At 61.6% G+C, this 14,544-nt stretch carries 17 protein-coding genes; 8 read left to right on the top strand and 9 right to left on the bottom strand.

Translation table 11 applies throughout. The annotated features are described in order from the left end of the window. Positions 1-237: 237 nt before the first annotated feature. The 4 genes from Q1A34_RS15850 to Q1A34_RS15835 are packed head-to-tail and all read right to left on the bottom strand — an operon-like array spanning position 238 to position 3,899. The gene (locus Q1A34_RS15850; RefSeq protein WP_300036260.1) at positions 238-1,386 is read right to left on the bottom strand and encodes an acyl-CoA dehydrogenase family protein; all 1,149 of its coding nucleotides are present in this window, start codon (positions 1,384-1,386) and stop codon (positions 238-240) included. A 28-nt stretch (positions 1,387-1,414) separates the two neighbouring features. After that, positions 1,415-1,627 (bottom strand): hypothetical protein, encoded by a 213-nt coding sequence (locus Q1A34_RS15845; protein ID WP_300036240.1) that lies wholly within the window; start codon positions 1,625-1,627, stop codon positions 1,415-1,417. A gap of 52 nt (positions 1,628-1,679) precedes the next feature. After that, a complete protein-coding gene (locus Q1A34_RS15840; protein WP_300036236.1) occupies positions 1,680-3,461 on the bottom strand; it encodes an acyl-CoA dehydrogenase C-terminal domain-containing protein in 1,782 nt (593 codons plus the stop codon). Between the two features lie 36 nt (positions 3,462-3,497). Then, on the bottom strand, positions 3,498-3,899 hold the full coding sequence (locus Q1A34_RS15835; RefSeq protein WP_300036233.1) for a MerR family DNA-binding transcriptional regulator: 402 nt from the start codon (positions 3,897-3,899) through the stop codon (positions 3,498-3,500). Between the two features lie 209 nt (positions 3,900-4,108). Here Q1A34_RS15835 and Q1A34_RS15830 point away from each other — a divergent pair, with 209 nt between their 5' ends. Continuing rightward, the gene (locus Q1A34_RS15830) at positions 4,109-4,855 is read left to right on the top strand and encodes a LuxR family transcriptional regulator (protein WP_300036230.1); all 747 of its coding nucleotides are present in this window, start codon (positions 4,109-4,111) and stop codon (positions 4,853-4,855) included. Positions 4,856-4,947: 92 nt separating this feature from the next. Next, positions 4,948-5,193, top strand: a complete 246-nt coding sequence (locus Q1A34_RS15825; protein WP_300036227.1) for a hypothetical protein — start codon at positions 4,948-4,950, stop codon at positions 5,191-5,193. Here the strand turns inward: Q1A34_RS15825 and Q1A34_RS15820 are convergent. Then, positions 5,183-5,554 (bottom strand): MerR family DNA-binding transcriptional regulator, encoded by a 372-nt coding sequence (locus Q1A34_RS15820; protein WP_300036224.1) that lies wholly within the window; start codon positions 5,552-5,554, stop codon positions 5,183-5,185. The two genes, Q1A34_RS15825 and Q1A34_RS15820, sit on opposite strands and share 11 nt — an antisense overlap. Positions 5,555-5,684: 130 nt before the next feature. Between Q1A34_RS15820 and Q1A34_RS15815 the strand changes: the two genes are divergently transcribed. From Q1A34_RS15815 to Q1A34_RS15800, 4 genes are all read left to right on the top strand, one after another. Beyond that, positions 5,685-6,107: a PaaI family thioesterase gene (locus tag Q1A34_RS15815; protein ID WP_300036221.1), complete on the top strand. Its 423-nt coding sequence runs from the start codon at positions 5,685-5,687 to the stop codon at positions 6,105-6,107. Further along, a complete protein-coding gene (locus Q1A34_RS15810; protein ID WP_300036218.1) occupies positions 6,104-6,619 on the top strand; it encodes a PaaI family thioesterase in 516 nt (171 codons plus the stop codon). Before Q1A34_RS15815 ends, Q1A34_RS15810 begins: the two co-directional genes overlap by 4 nt. Next, positions 6,612-7,943, top strand: coding sequence for an MATE family efflux transporter (locus Q1A34_RS15805; RefSeq protein WP_300036215.1), 1,332 nt, complete (start codon positions 6,612-6,614; stop codon positions 7,941-7,943). Before Q1A34_RS15810 ends, Q1A34_RS15805 begins: the two co-directional genes overlap by 8 nt. Positions 7,944-8,098: 155 nt before the next feature. Continuing rightward, positions 8,099-9,064, top strand: a complete 966-nt coding sequence (locus tag Q1A34_RS15800) for a DUF1194 domain-containing protein (RefSeq protein WP_300036212.1) — start codon at positions 8,099-8,101, stop codon at positions 9,062-9,064. 9 nt (positions 9,065-9,073) lie between these two features. On the opposite strand, the gene Q1A34_RS15795 is transcribed toward Q1A34_RS15800, so the two are convergent. Both Q1A34_RS15795 and Q1A34_RS15790 read right to left on the bottom strand, forming a co-directional pair. Further along, positions 9,074-10,117, bottom strand: coding sequence for a quinone-dependent dihydroorotate dehydrogenase (locus Q1A34_RS15795; protein ID WP_300036209.1), 1,044 nt, complete (start codon positions 10,115-10,117; stop codon positions 9,074-9,076). 25 nt (positions 10,118-10,142) lie between these two features. Then, positions 10,143-10,493: a DUF952 domain-containing protein gene (locus Q1A34_RS15790; protein ID WP_300036729.1), complete on the bottom strand. Its 351-nt coding sequence runs from the start codon at positions 10,491-10,493 to the stop codon at positions 10,143-10,145. A 147-nt stretch (positions 10,494-10,640) separates the two neighbouring features. On the opposite strand from Q1A34_RS15790, the gene Q1A34_RS15785 reads away from it, so the two are divergent. Beyond that, positions 10,641-12,200, top strand: a complete 1,560-nt coding sequence (locus tag Q1A34_RS15785) for a bifunctional metallophosphatase/5'-nucleotidase (protein WP_300036205.1) — start codon at positions 10,641-10,643, stop codon at positions 12,198-12,200. A gap of 153 nt (positions 12,201-12,353) precedes the next feature. Further along, on the top strand, positions 12,354-13,046 hold the full coding sequence (locus tag Q1A34_RS15780) for an SOS response-associated peptidase (RefSeq protein WP_300036202.1): 693 nt from the start codon (positions 12,354-12,356) through the stop codon (positions 13,044-13,046). A gap of 7 nt (positions 13,047-13,053) precedes the next feature. Here Q1A34_RS15780 and Q1A34_RS15775 read toward each other — a convergent pair whose 3' ends face one another. Continuing rightward, complete coding sequence (locus tag Q1A34_RS15775) at positions 13,054-13,398, bottom strand: hypothetical protein (protein WP_300036199.1); 345 nt, start codon at positions 13,396-13,398, stop codon at positions 13,054-13,056. 191 nt (positions 13,399-13,589) lie between these two features. Then, positions 13,590-14,477, bottom strand: coding sequence for a LysR substrate-binding domain-containing protein (locus tag Q1A34_RS15770; RefSeq protein WP_300036196.1), 888 nt, complete (start codon positions 14,475-14,477; stop codon positions 13,590-13,592). Between the last annotated feature and the right edge of the window lie 67 nt (positions 14,478-14,544).

The raw sequence follows: 14,544 nt of genomic DNA, 5'->3' as shown, positions 1-14,544 counted from the left end.
GAGTATTTTTGGAAGGGTGAAGCGGCATTCCGCACCGCCCTGAACGATTTGTTAACCCTGATGCGGGCAAATTCTGTTCACGGTACAGGCTGGAGAGCCGATGACCGTGAAGGGTGAAGGCGCTTCGGCCGGGATGGCCAACGCCCAGAGGCTGAAGTGTCTTCGCGTCTTCACCTTTCTGAAAATACTCCCGCCGGAGGCTGCCGCCGGTTTCCCAAAGTGCTGACCTGCGTGCTTTCACAGTGACCTCCCGATCAGCTCTTTCATAATCTCGTTGGTCCCACCGTAGATGCGTTGCACCCGCGCGTCAGCCCACATTTCCGCGACGGCGTATTCCTGCATGAAACCATAACCGCCGTGCAGCTGAACGCATTCGTCCAGTACCTCGCCCTGGGTATCAGTCAGCCAGTATTTGGCCATCGCGGCCTTTTCCACGGTCAGCGCGCCCTGAAGGTGCTCGGCCATGCATTCATCCAGAAAGGCCCGGGATACGGCTGCTTTGGTTTTGCACTCAGCCAGTTTGAAACGGGTGTTCTGAAACTGCGTGAGCGGTCCGCCAAAGGCTTCGCGTTCTTTGCAATATTCGATTGTCCGCGCCACGGCACCTTCCATGGCGCCGACAGCGCCACAGGCAATGATCAGGCGTTCCTGTGGCAGCTGCTGCATCATCTGGTAAAAACCCTGGCCTTCGGAGCCGCCCAGAATATTTTCGGGCGGGATTTCCACCTCGTCAAAGAAAAGCTCAGATGTGTCGGCCGCGTGCAGTCCGACCTTGTCCAGATTGCGCCCCCGTTTGAACCCGTCAGCTCCATCTGTTTCGACAACTACCAGCGAGACACCCTTGGACCCTTCGGAGGGGTCGGTTTTGGCCGCGACGATGATCAGACTGGCATGCTGCCCGTTGGTGATAAAGGTTTTCTGCCCTGAAAGCTTGTATGCGTTTCCGTCCTTCAGTGCGCGGGTCCGGATGCGCTGGACATCCGAGCCGGTTGAGGGTTCGGTCATGGCCAGCGCACCCACCAGTTCGCCCGACGCCATTTTTGGCAGCCAGCGTTTTTTCTGGTCCTCGGTGCCATAGGCCAGCACGTAGTGGGCCACGATGCCGGAATGAATGCCATGTCCCCAGCTTGCCAGATTGGCGCGGCTGGCCTCGATCAGGATGGCGGCCTCATGTCCGAAATCACCGCCCGCGCCGCCGTATTCCTCGGGCACCGAGGGGCACAGCAGCCCGAGTGCGCCCGCTTCGCTCCAGGTGCTGCGGTCCATCTCGCCCTGTTTGCGCCAGGTCTCGAAACGCGGCGCCCATTCATTGGTGATAAACTGTGCCGTCATCTCCGCAATCATGCGGTGTTCGTCGGTCATCCAGGCAGATGGGCTGGTATTCATGGTGCTCCCCCGGGCTCTGTCCGTCAGATCAGCGCCTGCGCGCGTCAAGTTCTGCATTAGAGAGCCGCAGCCGGTGGCCAAAGCTCTCCGCGTCAATCACGCTGTCGAAGTTCTCGAAAAGAAACGACAACGCTTCACCTTCGTCCAGCCCGGCCTGTTTGGCGAGACGTTTCAGCCTGCGGTACCCGTCTTCTGTCATGGCGACCGGAAAACGGCGGGTCAGGCGGAAACGTTTTGGCATCCGGGCTCCTCAGAACGTCTGGCACAGGCGCGGGTCTTGCCCGCGCCCCGCCTCAGAAGTTGGCCGCATCCAGCGCCATGACCGTGTCCGCACCCGACTGGATGCGCGACAGGTGCAGGGCGGTGCCGGGCAGCTGGCGTGCCATATAGTACCGGCCCGTATGCAGCTTTGTCTCGTAGAACGCCACGTCGGATGCACCGGCAGCCAGAGCGTCGCGTGCTGATTTGCCCATTTTCGCCCACATCAGGCCAAGGCACACGTGACCAAAGAGGTGCATGAAGTCGTAAGAACCAGACAGCGCATTGTTGGGGTTTTTCATGCCATTCTGCATGAAGTACATACCTGCGGCCTGCAGATCCTTGCTCGCAGCCTTGAGGGGCTCGAGGAACTGAGCGTCAAAATCTGCGTCCTGTCCCGCGTTGTCCTTGATGAAAGACTTCACCAGATCAAAGAAAGCCATCACGTGCTTGCCGCCGTCCTGGGCCAGTTTCCGGCCCACAAGATCCAGCGCCTGAACGCCGTTCGCACCTTCATAGATCATCGCGATCCGGGCGTCGCGGGTATATTGCGACATGCCCCATTCCTCGATGTAGCCGTGTCCGCCATAGACCTGCTGCGCCTTGATGGTCATGTCGTAGCCCTGATCGGTCAGGAACCCTTTAATCACCGGGGTCAGCAGGGAGACCAGACCATCGGCATCCGCGTCCTTGCCACGGTGCGAGGCGTCGATCAGCGTAGAGGCCCAGAGGAGAAACGCGCGCCCGCCTTCGGCAAAGCTTTTCTGGTCCATCAGCGAGCGGCGGATGTCGGGATGCACGATCAGCGGATCAGCCGGGCCATCGGGATTTTTTGTGCCGGTCACATCGCGGCCCTGCAGGCGGTCCTTGGCATATTCCAGGGCGTTCTGATAGGCGACCTCGGCCTGGCTGAGACCCTGCATGCCGACGCCGATACGCGCTTCGTTCATCATGGTGAACATCGCGCGCATGCCCTTGTGCTCTTCGCCCAGCAGAAAGCCGGTGGCACCGTCATAATTCATCACGCAGGTCGAGTTGCCGTGGATGCCCATTTTCTCTTCGATCTTGCCCACGGCCAGATCGTTGCGCGCGCCCAGGCTGCCATCGTCATTGACCATGAATTTCGGTACAATGAAGAGCGATACACCCTTGATGCCCTCTGGCGCACCGGTGATCTTGGCCAGCACCAGGTGAACAATATTGTCGGACATGTCGTGCTCACCGGCGGAGATAAAGATCTTCTGCCCGGTGATTTTGTAGCTGCCGTCGTCCTGCGGTTCGGCTTTGGTGCGCATCAGACCCAGATCAGTGCCACAATGGGGCTCGGTCAGGTTCATCGTGCCGGTCCAGTCACAGGCAACCATCTTTGGCAGATATGTTTCTTTCTGTGCCTGGCTGCCGTGCGCCAGGATCGCCGAGGCCGCGCCATGGGTCAGGCCCTGGTACATCGTAAAGGCCATATTGGCCGAGGAAAACATCTCGCCCACGGCAGTGCCCAGCACATAGGGCATGTTCTGACCGCCAAACTCTTCGGGCATGTCCAGACCGGGCCAGCCGCCCTCTTTCACCTGATCAAAGGCCGCTTTGAACCCGGTGGGCGTGCGGACAACACCGTTCTCCAGGCGGCAGCCTTCGGCGTCGCCCACAACATTCAGCGGGGCCAGAACGCCCGCGGTCAGCTTGCCGGCTTCTTCCAGGATGGCCGATGTGAAATCAGCCTCAAGCTCGTCATAGCCCGGGATGTCCTGGCCGGTGACATTCAGCACATCATGCAGCACAAACTGCATGTCTTTGGTGGGCGGGGTATAGCTGGGCATCGGTTTCTCCCTGATACGAAATCGGTCGTGTGTTGGTTATTCTGCGGCCCGGGGGGCCTTGTTCATCGAAGCAAGCATCTGCTCGCCCCATTTCAGCTGGTCGCGCAGCTCGTCGATTGCGTCATTGAGCGCGTCACGCTGCTCGACAAGGCTGGACAGCCGGCGCTGCGCCACGTCAAATGTTGCCATCATCTGGGTGCGCTGCTGGTCGCCTGCGTCGTAAAGATCCAGCAGCTGACGGATTTCCTCCAGGCTGAACCCAAAGCGTTTGCCACGCAGGATGAGTTTGAGCCGCGCGCGGTCACGGCGCGTGAAAAGACGTTTCTGGCCCTCGCGGAGCGGGAAAAGAAGCTCTTTGGATTCGTAAAACCGCAACGTGCGCGGCGTGACATCAAAGGCGTCACACATCTGGCGGATGGTCATATATGTTTCAGGCATATGCTTTTCTCTCGTGGCGACGGAATACGCCTCAGATAGTCGGTGGAATATCTGCTACAACATCGGCTCACGTTTACGTAACCCGAACGTTGCGTCACTTTGAAAGCGGACTTTACGGCAGGCTGTTTTCGGCCGGTCTTTGCCGGTTGCGGGATTTGTGCTGAGATCATGCAGGGGATTCGCGCAGCGGATCATGATGGGGGAAAGCAGTGTCCGGCGAGGGGTCTCTGAACGCGTTTGTGTTGCTGTGCCGCGAAACGGACAGGGTGTCCGTGCTGTGGCATCATACCCTGCACTTTCTGCAGGTACGCGGCATCGAAATGGTCAGCTATCACAGCGACCATGCGGATGCGCCTTCAAGTCAGCCGCTGGGCATTGTCACCGAAGGGTTTCCGGAGCGCTGGGTGTGCCAGTACATCGAAACCGAACTGCACCTGATTGACCCGATCCCGGAACTGACCGGCATGATTGCGCGCCCGTTTTTCTGGAGCGAAGCGCCCGCACTGACCCGGCTGAGCGAACAGGGTGAGGCATATATGCAGACGCTGCTTGGTTCCGGCCTGGGCGACGGTGTTGCGATGCGCGTGCACGGGCCCAACATGCGCAATGCCTATGTCGGTATGGGGTTTGGCCGCCAGCGGCCCGAACTGGCCCCCGGCATGGTGTTCGAGCTGCAATGCGCCGCACAGATTGCCCATCTGCGCTACTGTGAACTGACCGAGAGTGCGCATGCCAGCGCCGAGACCCTGTCACCGCGTGAACATGAGGTTCTGCGGTGGATCGCGCGGGGCAAGAGCACTTCTGTCATCGCCGAAATCCTCGGCATCTCGCGGCACAGTGTCGACACCCTGACGCGGCGCATCTTTGAAAAGCTGGAGGTCAACGACCGCACCACAGCCGCCATCCGGGGGCTGGGATCAGGGCTGTTGCACTTTCACGGCGGGCAGGTGGTCTGACACTGTGTTTGTCGCGCAGGTGCGTGACAGACGTATCGAGCCACAGCTTTTATGAGACCGCATCAGTATTTTGAGCGAGTGATGCAATGCCCATGAACAATATCTCCGGCACAAATGCCGGATCTCCCGGTCAGCCCGACGGCACAGACCTGTCGGAAACCGAAACGCCTGTGCAAAAGCTGCGCCGGGCCGCGCGCCTGACCGAAACGGCGGCCTACGAGCTGGCCGGGTATCAGCCGGGAGAGCTGGTGGCCCAGTTGATCCTGATGGCAGCAGCCCTGGAGCGTCTGTCGCAGGCCGTCGAAAAAAGCGACGCGGGTGACGCGGTTACTGGTTGAGCGAGGCTTCTGTGGTGTCGCGCAGTTTCTGCAACTCGGCCATGGCCTCTTCCAGCTGGGCCTTGTCCTCTGCCAGTTGTCCAAGCTGCTGATCGGCAAGGTCAATCCAGGCGCGCATCTGCGCCTCGTTGCCCTCATTCTCGTAAATCAGCAGCCACTGGCGGATATCTTCGAGCTGAAAGCCGAATTTCCGCCCGCGCAGGATCAGCTTCATCCGGGCCCTTTCGCGGGGTCCGTAAAAGCGTGACCGGCCTTCGCGGTCCGGCTGCAACAGCTCTATATACTCATAGTATCTGAGGGTGCGGGGCGTCACGTCGAAGGCCGCGCACATCTCTTTGAACGTGAGACGATCTGATGTCATCTTTTCTCTCTCCCACGCCAAACGTAGGCCGCGTTTCAGCCAAGCGCAACTCCTGCTCTTGATCCTGGTGTATGTCTGCGCTGATAAAGGGGCAGGGGCCGCGCGGCGGCCGGAACAGAGCAGGTAAATCATGGCATCAAAGACAGAAATCGCCCGTCAGTTCATCGAGGCGATTCCCCACAGCAGGGCGCTCGGCATGCAGCTGACCGAACTGAGCGATGGCGTGGCGGTTATCGAAATGCCCTATGACAGCCGTCTTGTGGGCGATCCGGAAACCGGTGTGATCCACGGGGGGGCTGTGTCGGCCCTGATGGATACCTGTTGCGGGGCCGCGGTTATGAGCCATCCGGCCAACCCGGGCGGTACAGCGACCATTGACCTGCGCATCGACTATATGCGCGCGGCAAAACCCGGTCAGCGGATCACAGCACGCGCCACCTGCTATCACGTCACGCGGTCGGTCGCCTTTGTGCGCGCCACAGCCACGGACGAAGATGCGGACAACCCGGTCGCAGCGGCAACCGGTGCCTTTACCGTGGAGGGCAGCCGATGAAATCCCCCCGCCGCCCGCCCGAACCCGTCCAGGTGATCAAACAGCGCCGCGATGCGACGCTGCGCGCGCTGGTGGACGGCGTGCCGTATATCCAGTTTCTCGGCATCCGGTTCGAGCGCCGGGGCGATGAACTGACCGGCATCCTGCCCTTTGACCAGAAACTGATCGGCAATCCGATGCTGCCCGCCATCCACGGCGGTGTCACAGCCGCCTTTCTGGAGGTCACGGCGATCATCACGCTGAGCTGGACCTATCTGTGGGAGGATGTGGAATCCGGCGCAATCGATGCCTCGGGGCTCGAGACCGACGGCCTGCCGAGGTTGCCAAAAACAATCGATATTTCAACCGATTACCTGCGATCCGGCCTGCCGCGTGATGCCTATGCCCGCGCGCGTATCATTCGCTCGGGCCGCCGCTATGCCAGCGTGCATGTCGAGGCCTGGCAAGACAACCGCGACCGCCTCTTTGCCCAGGCCACCGGCCATTTTCTGATGCCACAGCCGCGTGACTGACACCGCCGCTCAGGCAAAGGCCGCGGTCAGTCACCGCCGGGTTCTGAAAATCGCCCTGCCCATCGTGCTGTCAAATGCCACCGTGCCGATCCTCGGCGCGGTCGACGTGGGCGTCGTGGGCCAGATGGGCGAGGCCGCTCCCATCGGGGCCGTGGGTCTGGGCGCGATAATCCTCTCGACCGTCTACTGGATCTTTGGCTTTCTGCGCATGGGCACGGTCGGGCTGGTGGGCCAGGCGGACGGGGCCGGCGACAGTGCAGAGGTCTCTGCCTGGCTCACGCGCGCCCTGCTGGTGGCGGGGGCGGGCGGGCTGGCGCTCATCGTGCTGCAACCACTGATCTTCTGGGGGGCCCTGACGCTCGCACCGGCCAGTGACGAGGTCGAGAGCCTGGCGCGCACCTACCTCAGCATCCGCATCTGGACGGCGCCGGCCGCCATTGCCGTCTACGCGCTGACCGGCTGGCTGGTGGCGATGGAGAAAACCGCGGGTGTTTTCTGGGTCCAGCTGGTGATGAACGGGGTCAATATCCTGCTCGATCTGCTCTTTGTGCTGGTCTTTGACTGGGGTGTTGCGGGTGTAGCTTCGGCCACGGTGATCGCCGAGCTGACGGGTGCGGGCCTGGGGCTGTGGTTCTGCCGCAGCGCCTTTTCGCGGCCCGACTGGCGCGACTGGCCGCGCATCTTTGACCGGGCCAAACTGATCCGCATGGCGCTGCTGAACACCGATATCCTGCTGCGCTCTGCCATGCTGATGATCATCTTTTCGTCTTTTGTCTTTCTTGGCGCGCGGTTCGGTGATGTGACCCTGGCCGCGAACGAGGTCCTCATCCAGTTCATGTATATCACCGCCTATGCGATGGATGGCTTTGCCTTTGCGGCAGAAACCCTGATCGCACGGGCCATCGGGCGCGGTGACAGGTCCTATGTGCGCCGTTCGGCGCTCGTGACGTCGACCTGGGGCCTGGTCATCTGCGTCAGCATGGGCCTGGCCTTTGCCCTGTCCGGCGGTTGGATCATCGACCTGATGGCCAAGGATACAGATGTGCAGGACACCGCGCGGGTCTTTCTGCCCTATATGGTCGCCGCGCCGTTTCTGGGCTGTGCAGCCTGGATGCTGGACGGGATATTCATCGGGGCCACCCGCAGCCGCGATATGCGCAACATGATGGCGCTCAGCTTTGTGATTTACTGGGCGGCGATCCTCATCCTGCTGCCTGTGCTGGGCAACCACGGGCTCTGGCTGGCGCTGCTGATCTCCTTTGTCGCGCGGGGCATCACGCTGGGTCTGCGCTACCCGGCGCTGGAGCGACAGGCCGGAAACTGACCGGCGCGCCCCCTTGCGTTCTTGCACAAATGCAACTGTCCTGCGGTCTTTTCCACAGGGGGGCGCGGCGCAAATCAGTTGTTAACGCCTTTTTGCTAAAACCGTACCGCATTTAATGCACGTGGGAGATGGCCGTACCTTGAAGGAGGCGGCAAATGTACACGAATTGCACGACGCGTCAGTTGGGCACCGCTCTGCTGGCACTGATTTTCACACTGCTGACGTCAATGAGTTTCGCGCGCGACGCAGGACATCTGCGCTATGCCTCGGGCCAGGCAGATATCAATGATCCCACCCGGGTCGATATCGCGCTGGTACTGGCTGCGGATGTTTCGTCCTCGATCAGCTCGTCAGAACGGCTCTTTCAGCGCGAGGCCTATGCCCAGGCGCTCCGCGATCCGCGCGTGGCCGCTATGGCGCTGGGGGGCGGGGCGGGGCGTGTTGCCATCGCCTATATGGAATGGAGCGGCAAGCGCTATCAGCGGGTGCATCTGCCGATCCGGGTGATGTCGACCCATGCGGAAATGGTTCAGTTTGCCGATGACATCATGGCCATTCCAGACCGCGCAAACGATCCGATGTATCTGCAGCCCACGGCTGTGGGCGACGCGCTGCTGGCGGCAGAAACAGCCATGTCTGCGCTGCCGGTCACTGCGCGTGACTACATCATCGATATCTCCGGCGACGGTGTGATCAATGACGGATCCGCCATCCTTCAGGCACGCGAACGCCTGCTGGGCATGGGGCTGACGGTCAACGGCCTGCCGATCGAGGTCTCTGCCGGCGCACCGTCTTTCGAGGAGTCTCCCCAGCAGCGGGTCACCCGGTTTTACGCAGACTGCGTGATCGGCGGCCCTGGTGCGTTCCACCTGGTGGCGCGTGGTTTCGGGGATGTGCGTGAAACGCTGATCATGAAACTGATGCTCGAGATGGCGCAGCTGACCCCGACGGAAAAAAGCCGGATTGCCACGGCCTGGAATGCCGGTGATCTGGGCCCTGTCGCACGGGTTATTCCGGCGGTTGTGCTGCAGCTTCAGCCGCAACAGCAGGAACGCAAACGCTCTGTTGACTGTGGTGACCGCCAGAGCAATGCGCAAAACCCGTTTCGCAGCAACAACTGACCCATGTGATCAGAGCCAGTTATCCCGCCCGGTTCCCCGGGCCTCGGCGACGGATGAAAATCCGTCGTCTGCCAGCCGCTGGTCCAGATCTTCCAGGATGCGCGTAACCAGCGACAATCCGCCAAAAACCAGCGCCGTATAGAGCTGCAGCGCCGAGGCCCCTGCGCGGATTTTGGCATAGGCCTGCGCCCCGCTCGAGATACCACCCACCCCGATCAGCGGAATGTCACAATGCGCAGACAGCTGCGCCAGAACCCGGGTCGACCGCTCGAACACCGGCTGACCGGACAGGCCGCCCGCCTCGGCGCTGTGGGCACTTTTCAGCCCTTCGCGCGCCAGCGTGGTGTTTGTCGCGATGATGCCGTGCACACCCGCAGAACGCGCCACTGACGCGATATCGCCGATCTCTGCAGGGCCGAGATCGGGCGCAATTTTCAGGAAAACCGGCGTGGTACCGCGCACCGCCATCACCCCGTCCAGCAGGGCCGCCAAAGCTTCCGGCCCCTGCAGATCCCGCAGTTTTTCGGTGTTGGGCGAAGAGACATTGACCGTCGCAAAGGCAACATGCGGGCGCATTTTCTCCATCACCTGCGCGAAATCCGCAGCCCGGTCCGTGCTGGTTTTGTTAGCGCCCAGATTGATGCCCACCGGCACGGCGGCAGGGGCCTTTGCCAGACGTGCGGCGATGGCCTCCATCCCGTCATTGTTGAAACCAAAGCGGTTGATCGCGCCCTGATCCTCCGTCAGCCGAAAGAGGCGGGGCTTTGGGTTTCCGGGCTGATCAAGCGGCGTCGCCGCCCCCACTTCGACAAAGCCGAAACCGGCGCGCGAAAGGGCGGGAACAGCCTCGGCGTTTTTGTCAAACCCGGCGGCCAGGCCCAGCGGGTTATCAAGGGCAATCCCGGCGAGATCCGTGCGCAGCCGGTCGGAGGTTACAGGCCCCGGCCCGCGTGCCAGACCTGCGTTCAGCGCCCGCAGCGCCAGAGCATGCGCTGTCTCCGGGTCGATGCGCCGCAACACGCGCAGACCAGCCTGTTCCAGCAGGTCCTTCACAGTTTGTCCTGCGGCGTTTTCGGGCTCATGCCTCAGAAATCCCCAGACCCGGCGGAAAGACATGCTGCCCACCGGTCAGCGGCAAGGGCTGGGCCCAGGCCACGTCTGACAGGCGCAGCACCCGGTAGAGATGCGGAAAAAGCTGCCCGCCGCGCGACGGCTCCCACTTCAGGTCATCGCCCAGCCGATCCGCTTCAATGCCCAGCAGCATCAGCCCGTCCTCACCGGCAAAATGCCGGGCGGCGGTCTCAGCGGCCTGCTTTGCGGTCGAGAAATGAACATACCCGTCGGCCACGTCCACCGGGGCACCCGTTGTTTCGCCATCGGCACGCAGCTGCGCCCATTCGCTCTCGCGGAATATCTTGTAAATCTCCATACCGCCGCTCATGCCCTGTGCCCCGCGCCCGGTCAAGAGGCAGGGCAGGGCGGCTGACGCAGGGGCAGACCGCCTTTGAACCAGAGAGGCTTTGACACCCTGGCAAAGCCGCGCCACCATGACGCAATGCGTTTTCTGAGGGGTAAAATGATGAAACGATTCCTGACCGCCACAGCCGCCCTGGCCGTGACATCCGGTATGGCCGCGGCTGATTACAGCCTGACCATCCTGCATACCAACGACTTTCACGCGCGCTTCGAGCCGATCAGCAAATATGACAGCGGCTGTTCTGCCGAGGACGATGCCGAGGGTAAATGCTTTGGCGGCTCCGCGCGTCTGGTCACAGCCGTGGCCGAGGCCCGTGCCCGCAGCAATAACTCCATTCTTGTAGACGGCGGTGACCAGTTCCAGGGCACCCTTTTCTACACCTATTACAAGGGCGCGCTGGCCGCCGAGATGATGAACAAGCTGGGCTATGACGCCATGACCGTGGGCAATCACGAGTTCGACGATGGCCCTGAAGTGCTGCGCGGCTTCATGGACGCGGTGGATTTCCCCGTTCTGATGTCCAATGCGGATGTCTCGGGCGAGCCCCTGCTGGCCGATACGCTCGCGAAATCCACAGTGATCGAACGCGGCGGCGAAAAGCTGGGCCTGATCGGCCTGACGCCCGAGGACACAGACGAGCTGGCCTCGCCCGGTCCCAACATCACCTTCTCTGATCCGGTGGCCGCCGTTCAGGCCGAGGTCGACCGGCTCACCGCCGAGGGCGTGAACAAAATCATCGTGCTCAGCCACTCGGGCTATGGCACCGACCAGCGTGTGGCCGCCGAAACCACAGGTGTTGACGTGATCGTCGGCGGGCACTCCAACAGCCTGCTGTCCAACACCAATGAACGTGCGGTCGGCCCCTATCCCACGATGGTGGGCAACACGGCCATCGTTCAGGCCTATGCCTACGGCAAATTCCTGGGCGAGCTGAACCTCACCTTTGATGACGCGGGCAACATCACCCAAGCCGCAGGCGAGCCGCTGATCATCGATGCCGCTGTGACGGCGGATGCGGACACCGCCGCGCGCATTGCCGCCGCTGCCGCACCGCTCGAGGAAATCCGCAACCGTGTGGTGGCCGAAACCGCGCAGGAAATCGTGGGCGTGCGCGAAGAATGCCGGGCCGTGGAATGTGCCATGGGTAACCTGATTGCAGATGCGATGCTCGACCGGGTGAAAGACCAGGGCATTGATGTCGCCATCCAGAACGGCGGGGGCATCCGCGCCAGCATCGACGCGGGCGAGGTCACGATGGGCGAGGTGCTCACCGTGCTGCCGTTCCAGAACACGCTCAGCACGTTCGAGGTGACCGGCGCCACAATCGTCGCGGCGCTGGAAAACGGTGTCAGTCAGATCGAAGAAGGCGCGGGCCGCTTCCCGCAGGTCTCCGGCATGAGCTTTGCCTTTGACGCGGCACAGCCTGCGGGCAGTCGTGTCAGCGATGTGATGATTGGCGGCGCGCCTGTAGACCCTGACAAGCTCTATGGCGTTGTGTCCAACAACTACGTCCGCAACGGCGGGGACGGGTACAAAATGTTCCAGGACGCGCAGAATGCCTATGACTTCGGTCCTGATCTGGCGGATGTGACGGCTGAATTCATCGCAGCCAACGCGCCCTACACGCCCTACAAAGACGGGCGGATTACCAAAAAGTGACGCGCCCGTGCGCCACGCACCGACGTAATACCGACGTATTACCGACGTGATACCGACGCCGCACGGACGGCCGGAAAACGCAAAAAACGCCCGGGGGACCCCCCGGGCGTTTTTCATGTGGCAGAGCCGACCAATGAGCTTTATTCATAGGTTATGTGCGGACGTTTTGCGATAACCCTGCCCAGTGACGCCATGGCGCAGCTCTTTTCAGCCCGGCCTGACAATGATCTGCCAGAGGTGCCAGACTACAATGTCTGCCCGACAACCGGCATTCATGTTGTCACCGGCGGTGCGGATGTGCCGCGTCGTCTGACCATGATGCGCTGGGGATTTCTGCCGCGCTGGTACAAAAAACCAGCGGGCGGGCCGCTGCTGATCAATGCGCGCGGCGAAACCATTGCTGAAAAACCGGCGTTTCGCGATGCGGTGCGTCACCGCCGGGCGCTTGTGGTGGCAGATGGCTTTTACGAATGGACAAAAACGCCCGATGGCGCGCGCAATCCCTGGTATATCGCACCGGCTGACGGTGGCCCTATGGTGATGGCGGCTGTCTGGCAGGAATGGACCGGGCCAGAGGGTGAAACCCTGCGGACCTGCGCCGTGGTCACAACAGCAGCCAACCCGAAAATGGCCACGATTCACCACCGTATGCCGGTGATTCTGCGCACAGAAGACATCGCGCTCTGGCTTGGAGAAGAAGGGCACGGGGCCGCCGTTCTGATGAAGGCCGCACCCGAAGAGCATCTGACCTTTTACCGCGTGGCCCGTACCGTCAATTCCAACCGGGCATCAGGGCCGGAGCTGATCCGGCCATTGTCAGACGAGGCGGCAGCAGCAGAAAGCTGACCCGGTCTCAGTCCTGTTGCGGTGCGCTCAGCGGTTTCAGCTCGCCCTGTGCAAAATGGCCGGCGTCATCTTTGAATATGCCGGTCATTTCATCCGTGACGGCAATGACCAGTTCCTGCCCTTCGGGCATCTGCGGTGTCTCCCAGAGGCCCTCAAGGTGGCGCACACTGTGCGCCGCGCCGCTGACATTGACAAAGCGGACATGATCGCCCGCGGTAACCTCCGTCACGACCGGAAAATAGGTGCCCGCAAGGATGAATATAACGTGTTCGCGGACCTCCTGCGCTGCTGCGCTGAATGGGGCCAGTCCGAGGAAGAACAGGGTAACAACAAAAACAGATTTAACTCGCAAAACAAACATCCTCAGACCAGCCCCACCCAATCAGCAGATGAGTTTGTGATAAATTTGAATTGAGACTGAATTGGGCCAGGGCAATGGCTCACACGCGGCATTCCGGGTGCATACAGAGTGTTTCTGTTCCGGCTACAATATTCAAAATAAACAGGTTTTCTCGTTATAGGGGAAAGCCGGCGGGTGCGTTGTCACGGGCTGGTTTCCGCCGAGAGCCAGTCGCAGAAGGCCGTGAGTGCCGCGTCCGTCTCCCGGCCTGCGGGCCAGACCAGATAATAGCTGCCGATGCTTTCTGTTGTATGGCGCGATGCCAGCGCAAGCTGTTCGCTCTCCAGATAGGGTTCGGCAAAAAACGTGGGCAGCAGCGCAATGCCCAGCCCGTGGATGGCGGCCTGGGCCATGGTGGAAAACTGGTCAAAGACCATGCCGCCTGCGGGGTCCGTTGTGACCCCCACAGCGCGGAACCAGCGCGCCCACCCGCGCGGGCGGGTGTCCAGGTGCAGCAGATCATGTCTGAGCAGATCCGCGGGGTCATCTGCGGGTCGGGCAAAAAGTTCGGGCGCACAGACCGGGACGACGGTCTCGGGCATCAGCGGCAGGTAATGTACTCCCGGCCAGTCCTCGCGGCCAAAGTGAATGGCGGCATCAAATGTGCTGCCCCGGAAGTCAAAAGGGGCCAGCCGGGTCGAGAGGTTCACGGTGACTTCGGGATGCTGCCGGGCAAAGTCGCGCAGACGCGGGGCCAGCCAGTGCATCCCGAAGGCCGGCAGGATCGACAGGTTGAGTGTCCCGCCCGACGCGTCGGTCTGCACGCCAACAGAGGCCCGTGCGAGGCTGGCCAGAATGGTCCGGACCTCTTCTGCGTACTTTGTACCGGCGGCCGTCAGGGTCAGGCCACGGCCTGCCCGTTCCAGCAGCCGGACATTCAGCTGGTCTTCCAGCGCGCGCAGCTGGCGGCTGACCGCACCCTGCGTCAGCGAAAGCTCAGCGGCGGCCTGCGTCGCACTGCCCAGCCTTGCAACAGCCTCGAAACACAGCAGCGCAGAAACGGAGGGCAGAAACCGGCGGGGGGCAATCATATGATTTTTCCTCATACATCACGCGACAAAGCATCGTTAGTCATTCCCGCGTTCTTTTGCAATAATG

It is taken from the genome of uncultured Roseobacter sp., assembly GCF_947491795.1.
GTDB lineage: Bacteria > Pseudomonadota > Alphaproteobacteria > Rhodobacterales > Rhodobacteraceae > Roseobacter.
This window is presented reverse-complemented; position numbering and strand designations above follow the sequence as displayed.

What these genes read in the sequence shown, in the direction of transcription:
- Q1A34_RS15850 (WP_300036260.1), bottom strand. Translation starts at nt 1,386, where the DNA reads ATGAATACCAGCCCATCTGCCTGGATGACCGACGAACACCGCATGATT.
- Q1A34_RS15845 (WP_300036240.1), bottom strand. Translation starts at nt 1,627, where the DNA reads ATGCCAAAACGTTTCCGCCTGACCCGCCGTTTTCCGGTCGCCATGACA.
- Q1A34_RS15840 (WP_300036236.1), bottom strand. Translation starts at nt 3,461, where the DNA reads ATGCCCAGCTATACCCCGCCCACCAAAGACATGCAGTTTGTGCTGCAT.
- Q1A34_RS15835 (WP_300036233.1), bottom strand. Translation starts at nt 3,899, where the DNA reads ATGCCTGAAACATATATGACCATCCGCCAGATGTGTGACGCCTTTGAT.
- Q1A34_RS15825 (WP_300036227.1), top strand. Translation starts at nt 4,948, where the DNA reads ATGAACAATATCTCCGGCACAAATGCCGGATCTCCCGGTCAGCCCGAC.
- Q1A34_RS15820 (WP_300036224.1), bottom strand. Translation starts at nt 5,554, where the DNA reads ATGACATCAGATCGTCTCACGTTCAAAGAGATGTGCGCGGCCTTCGAC.
- Q1A34_RS15815 (WP_300036221.1), top strand. Translation starts at nt 5,685, where the DNA reads ATGGCATCAAAGACAGAAATCGCCCGTCAGTTCATCGAGGCGATTCCC.
- Q1A34_RS15810 (WP_300036218.1), top strand. Translation starts at nt 6,104, where the DNA reads ATGAAATCCCCCCGCCGCCCGCCCGAACCCGTCCAGGTGATCAAACAG.
- Q1A34_RS15800 (WP_300036212.1), top strand. Translation starts at nt 8,099, where the DNA reads ATGTACACGAATTGCACGACGCGTCAGTTGGGCACCGCTCTGCTGGCA.
- Q1A34_RS15790 (WP_300036729.1), bottom strand. Translation starts at nt 10,493, where the DNA reads ATGGAGATTTACAAGATATTCCGCGAGAGCGAATGGGCGCAGCTGCGT.
- Q1A34_RS15785 (WP_300036205.1), top strand. Translation starts at nt 10,641, where the DNA reads ATGATGAAACGATTCCTGACCGCCACAGCCGCCCTGGCCGTGACATCC.
- Q1A34_RS15780 (WP_300036202.1), top strand. Translation starts at nt 12,354, where the DNA reads ATGTGCGGACGTTTTGCGATAACCCTGCCCAGTGACGCCATGGCGCAG.
- Q1A34_RS15770 (WP_300036196.1), bottom strand. Translation starts at nt 14,477, where the DNA reads ATGATTGCCCCCCGCCGGTTTCTGCCCTCCGTTTCTGCGCTGCTGTGT.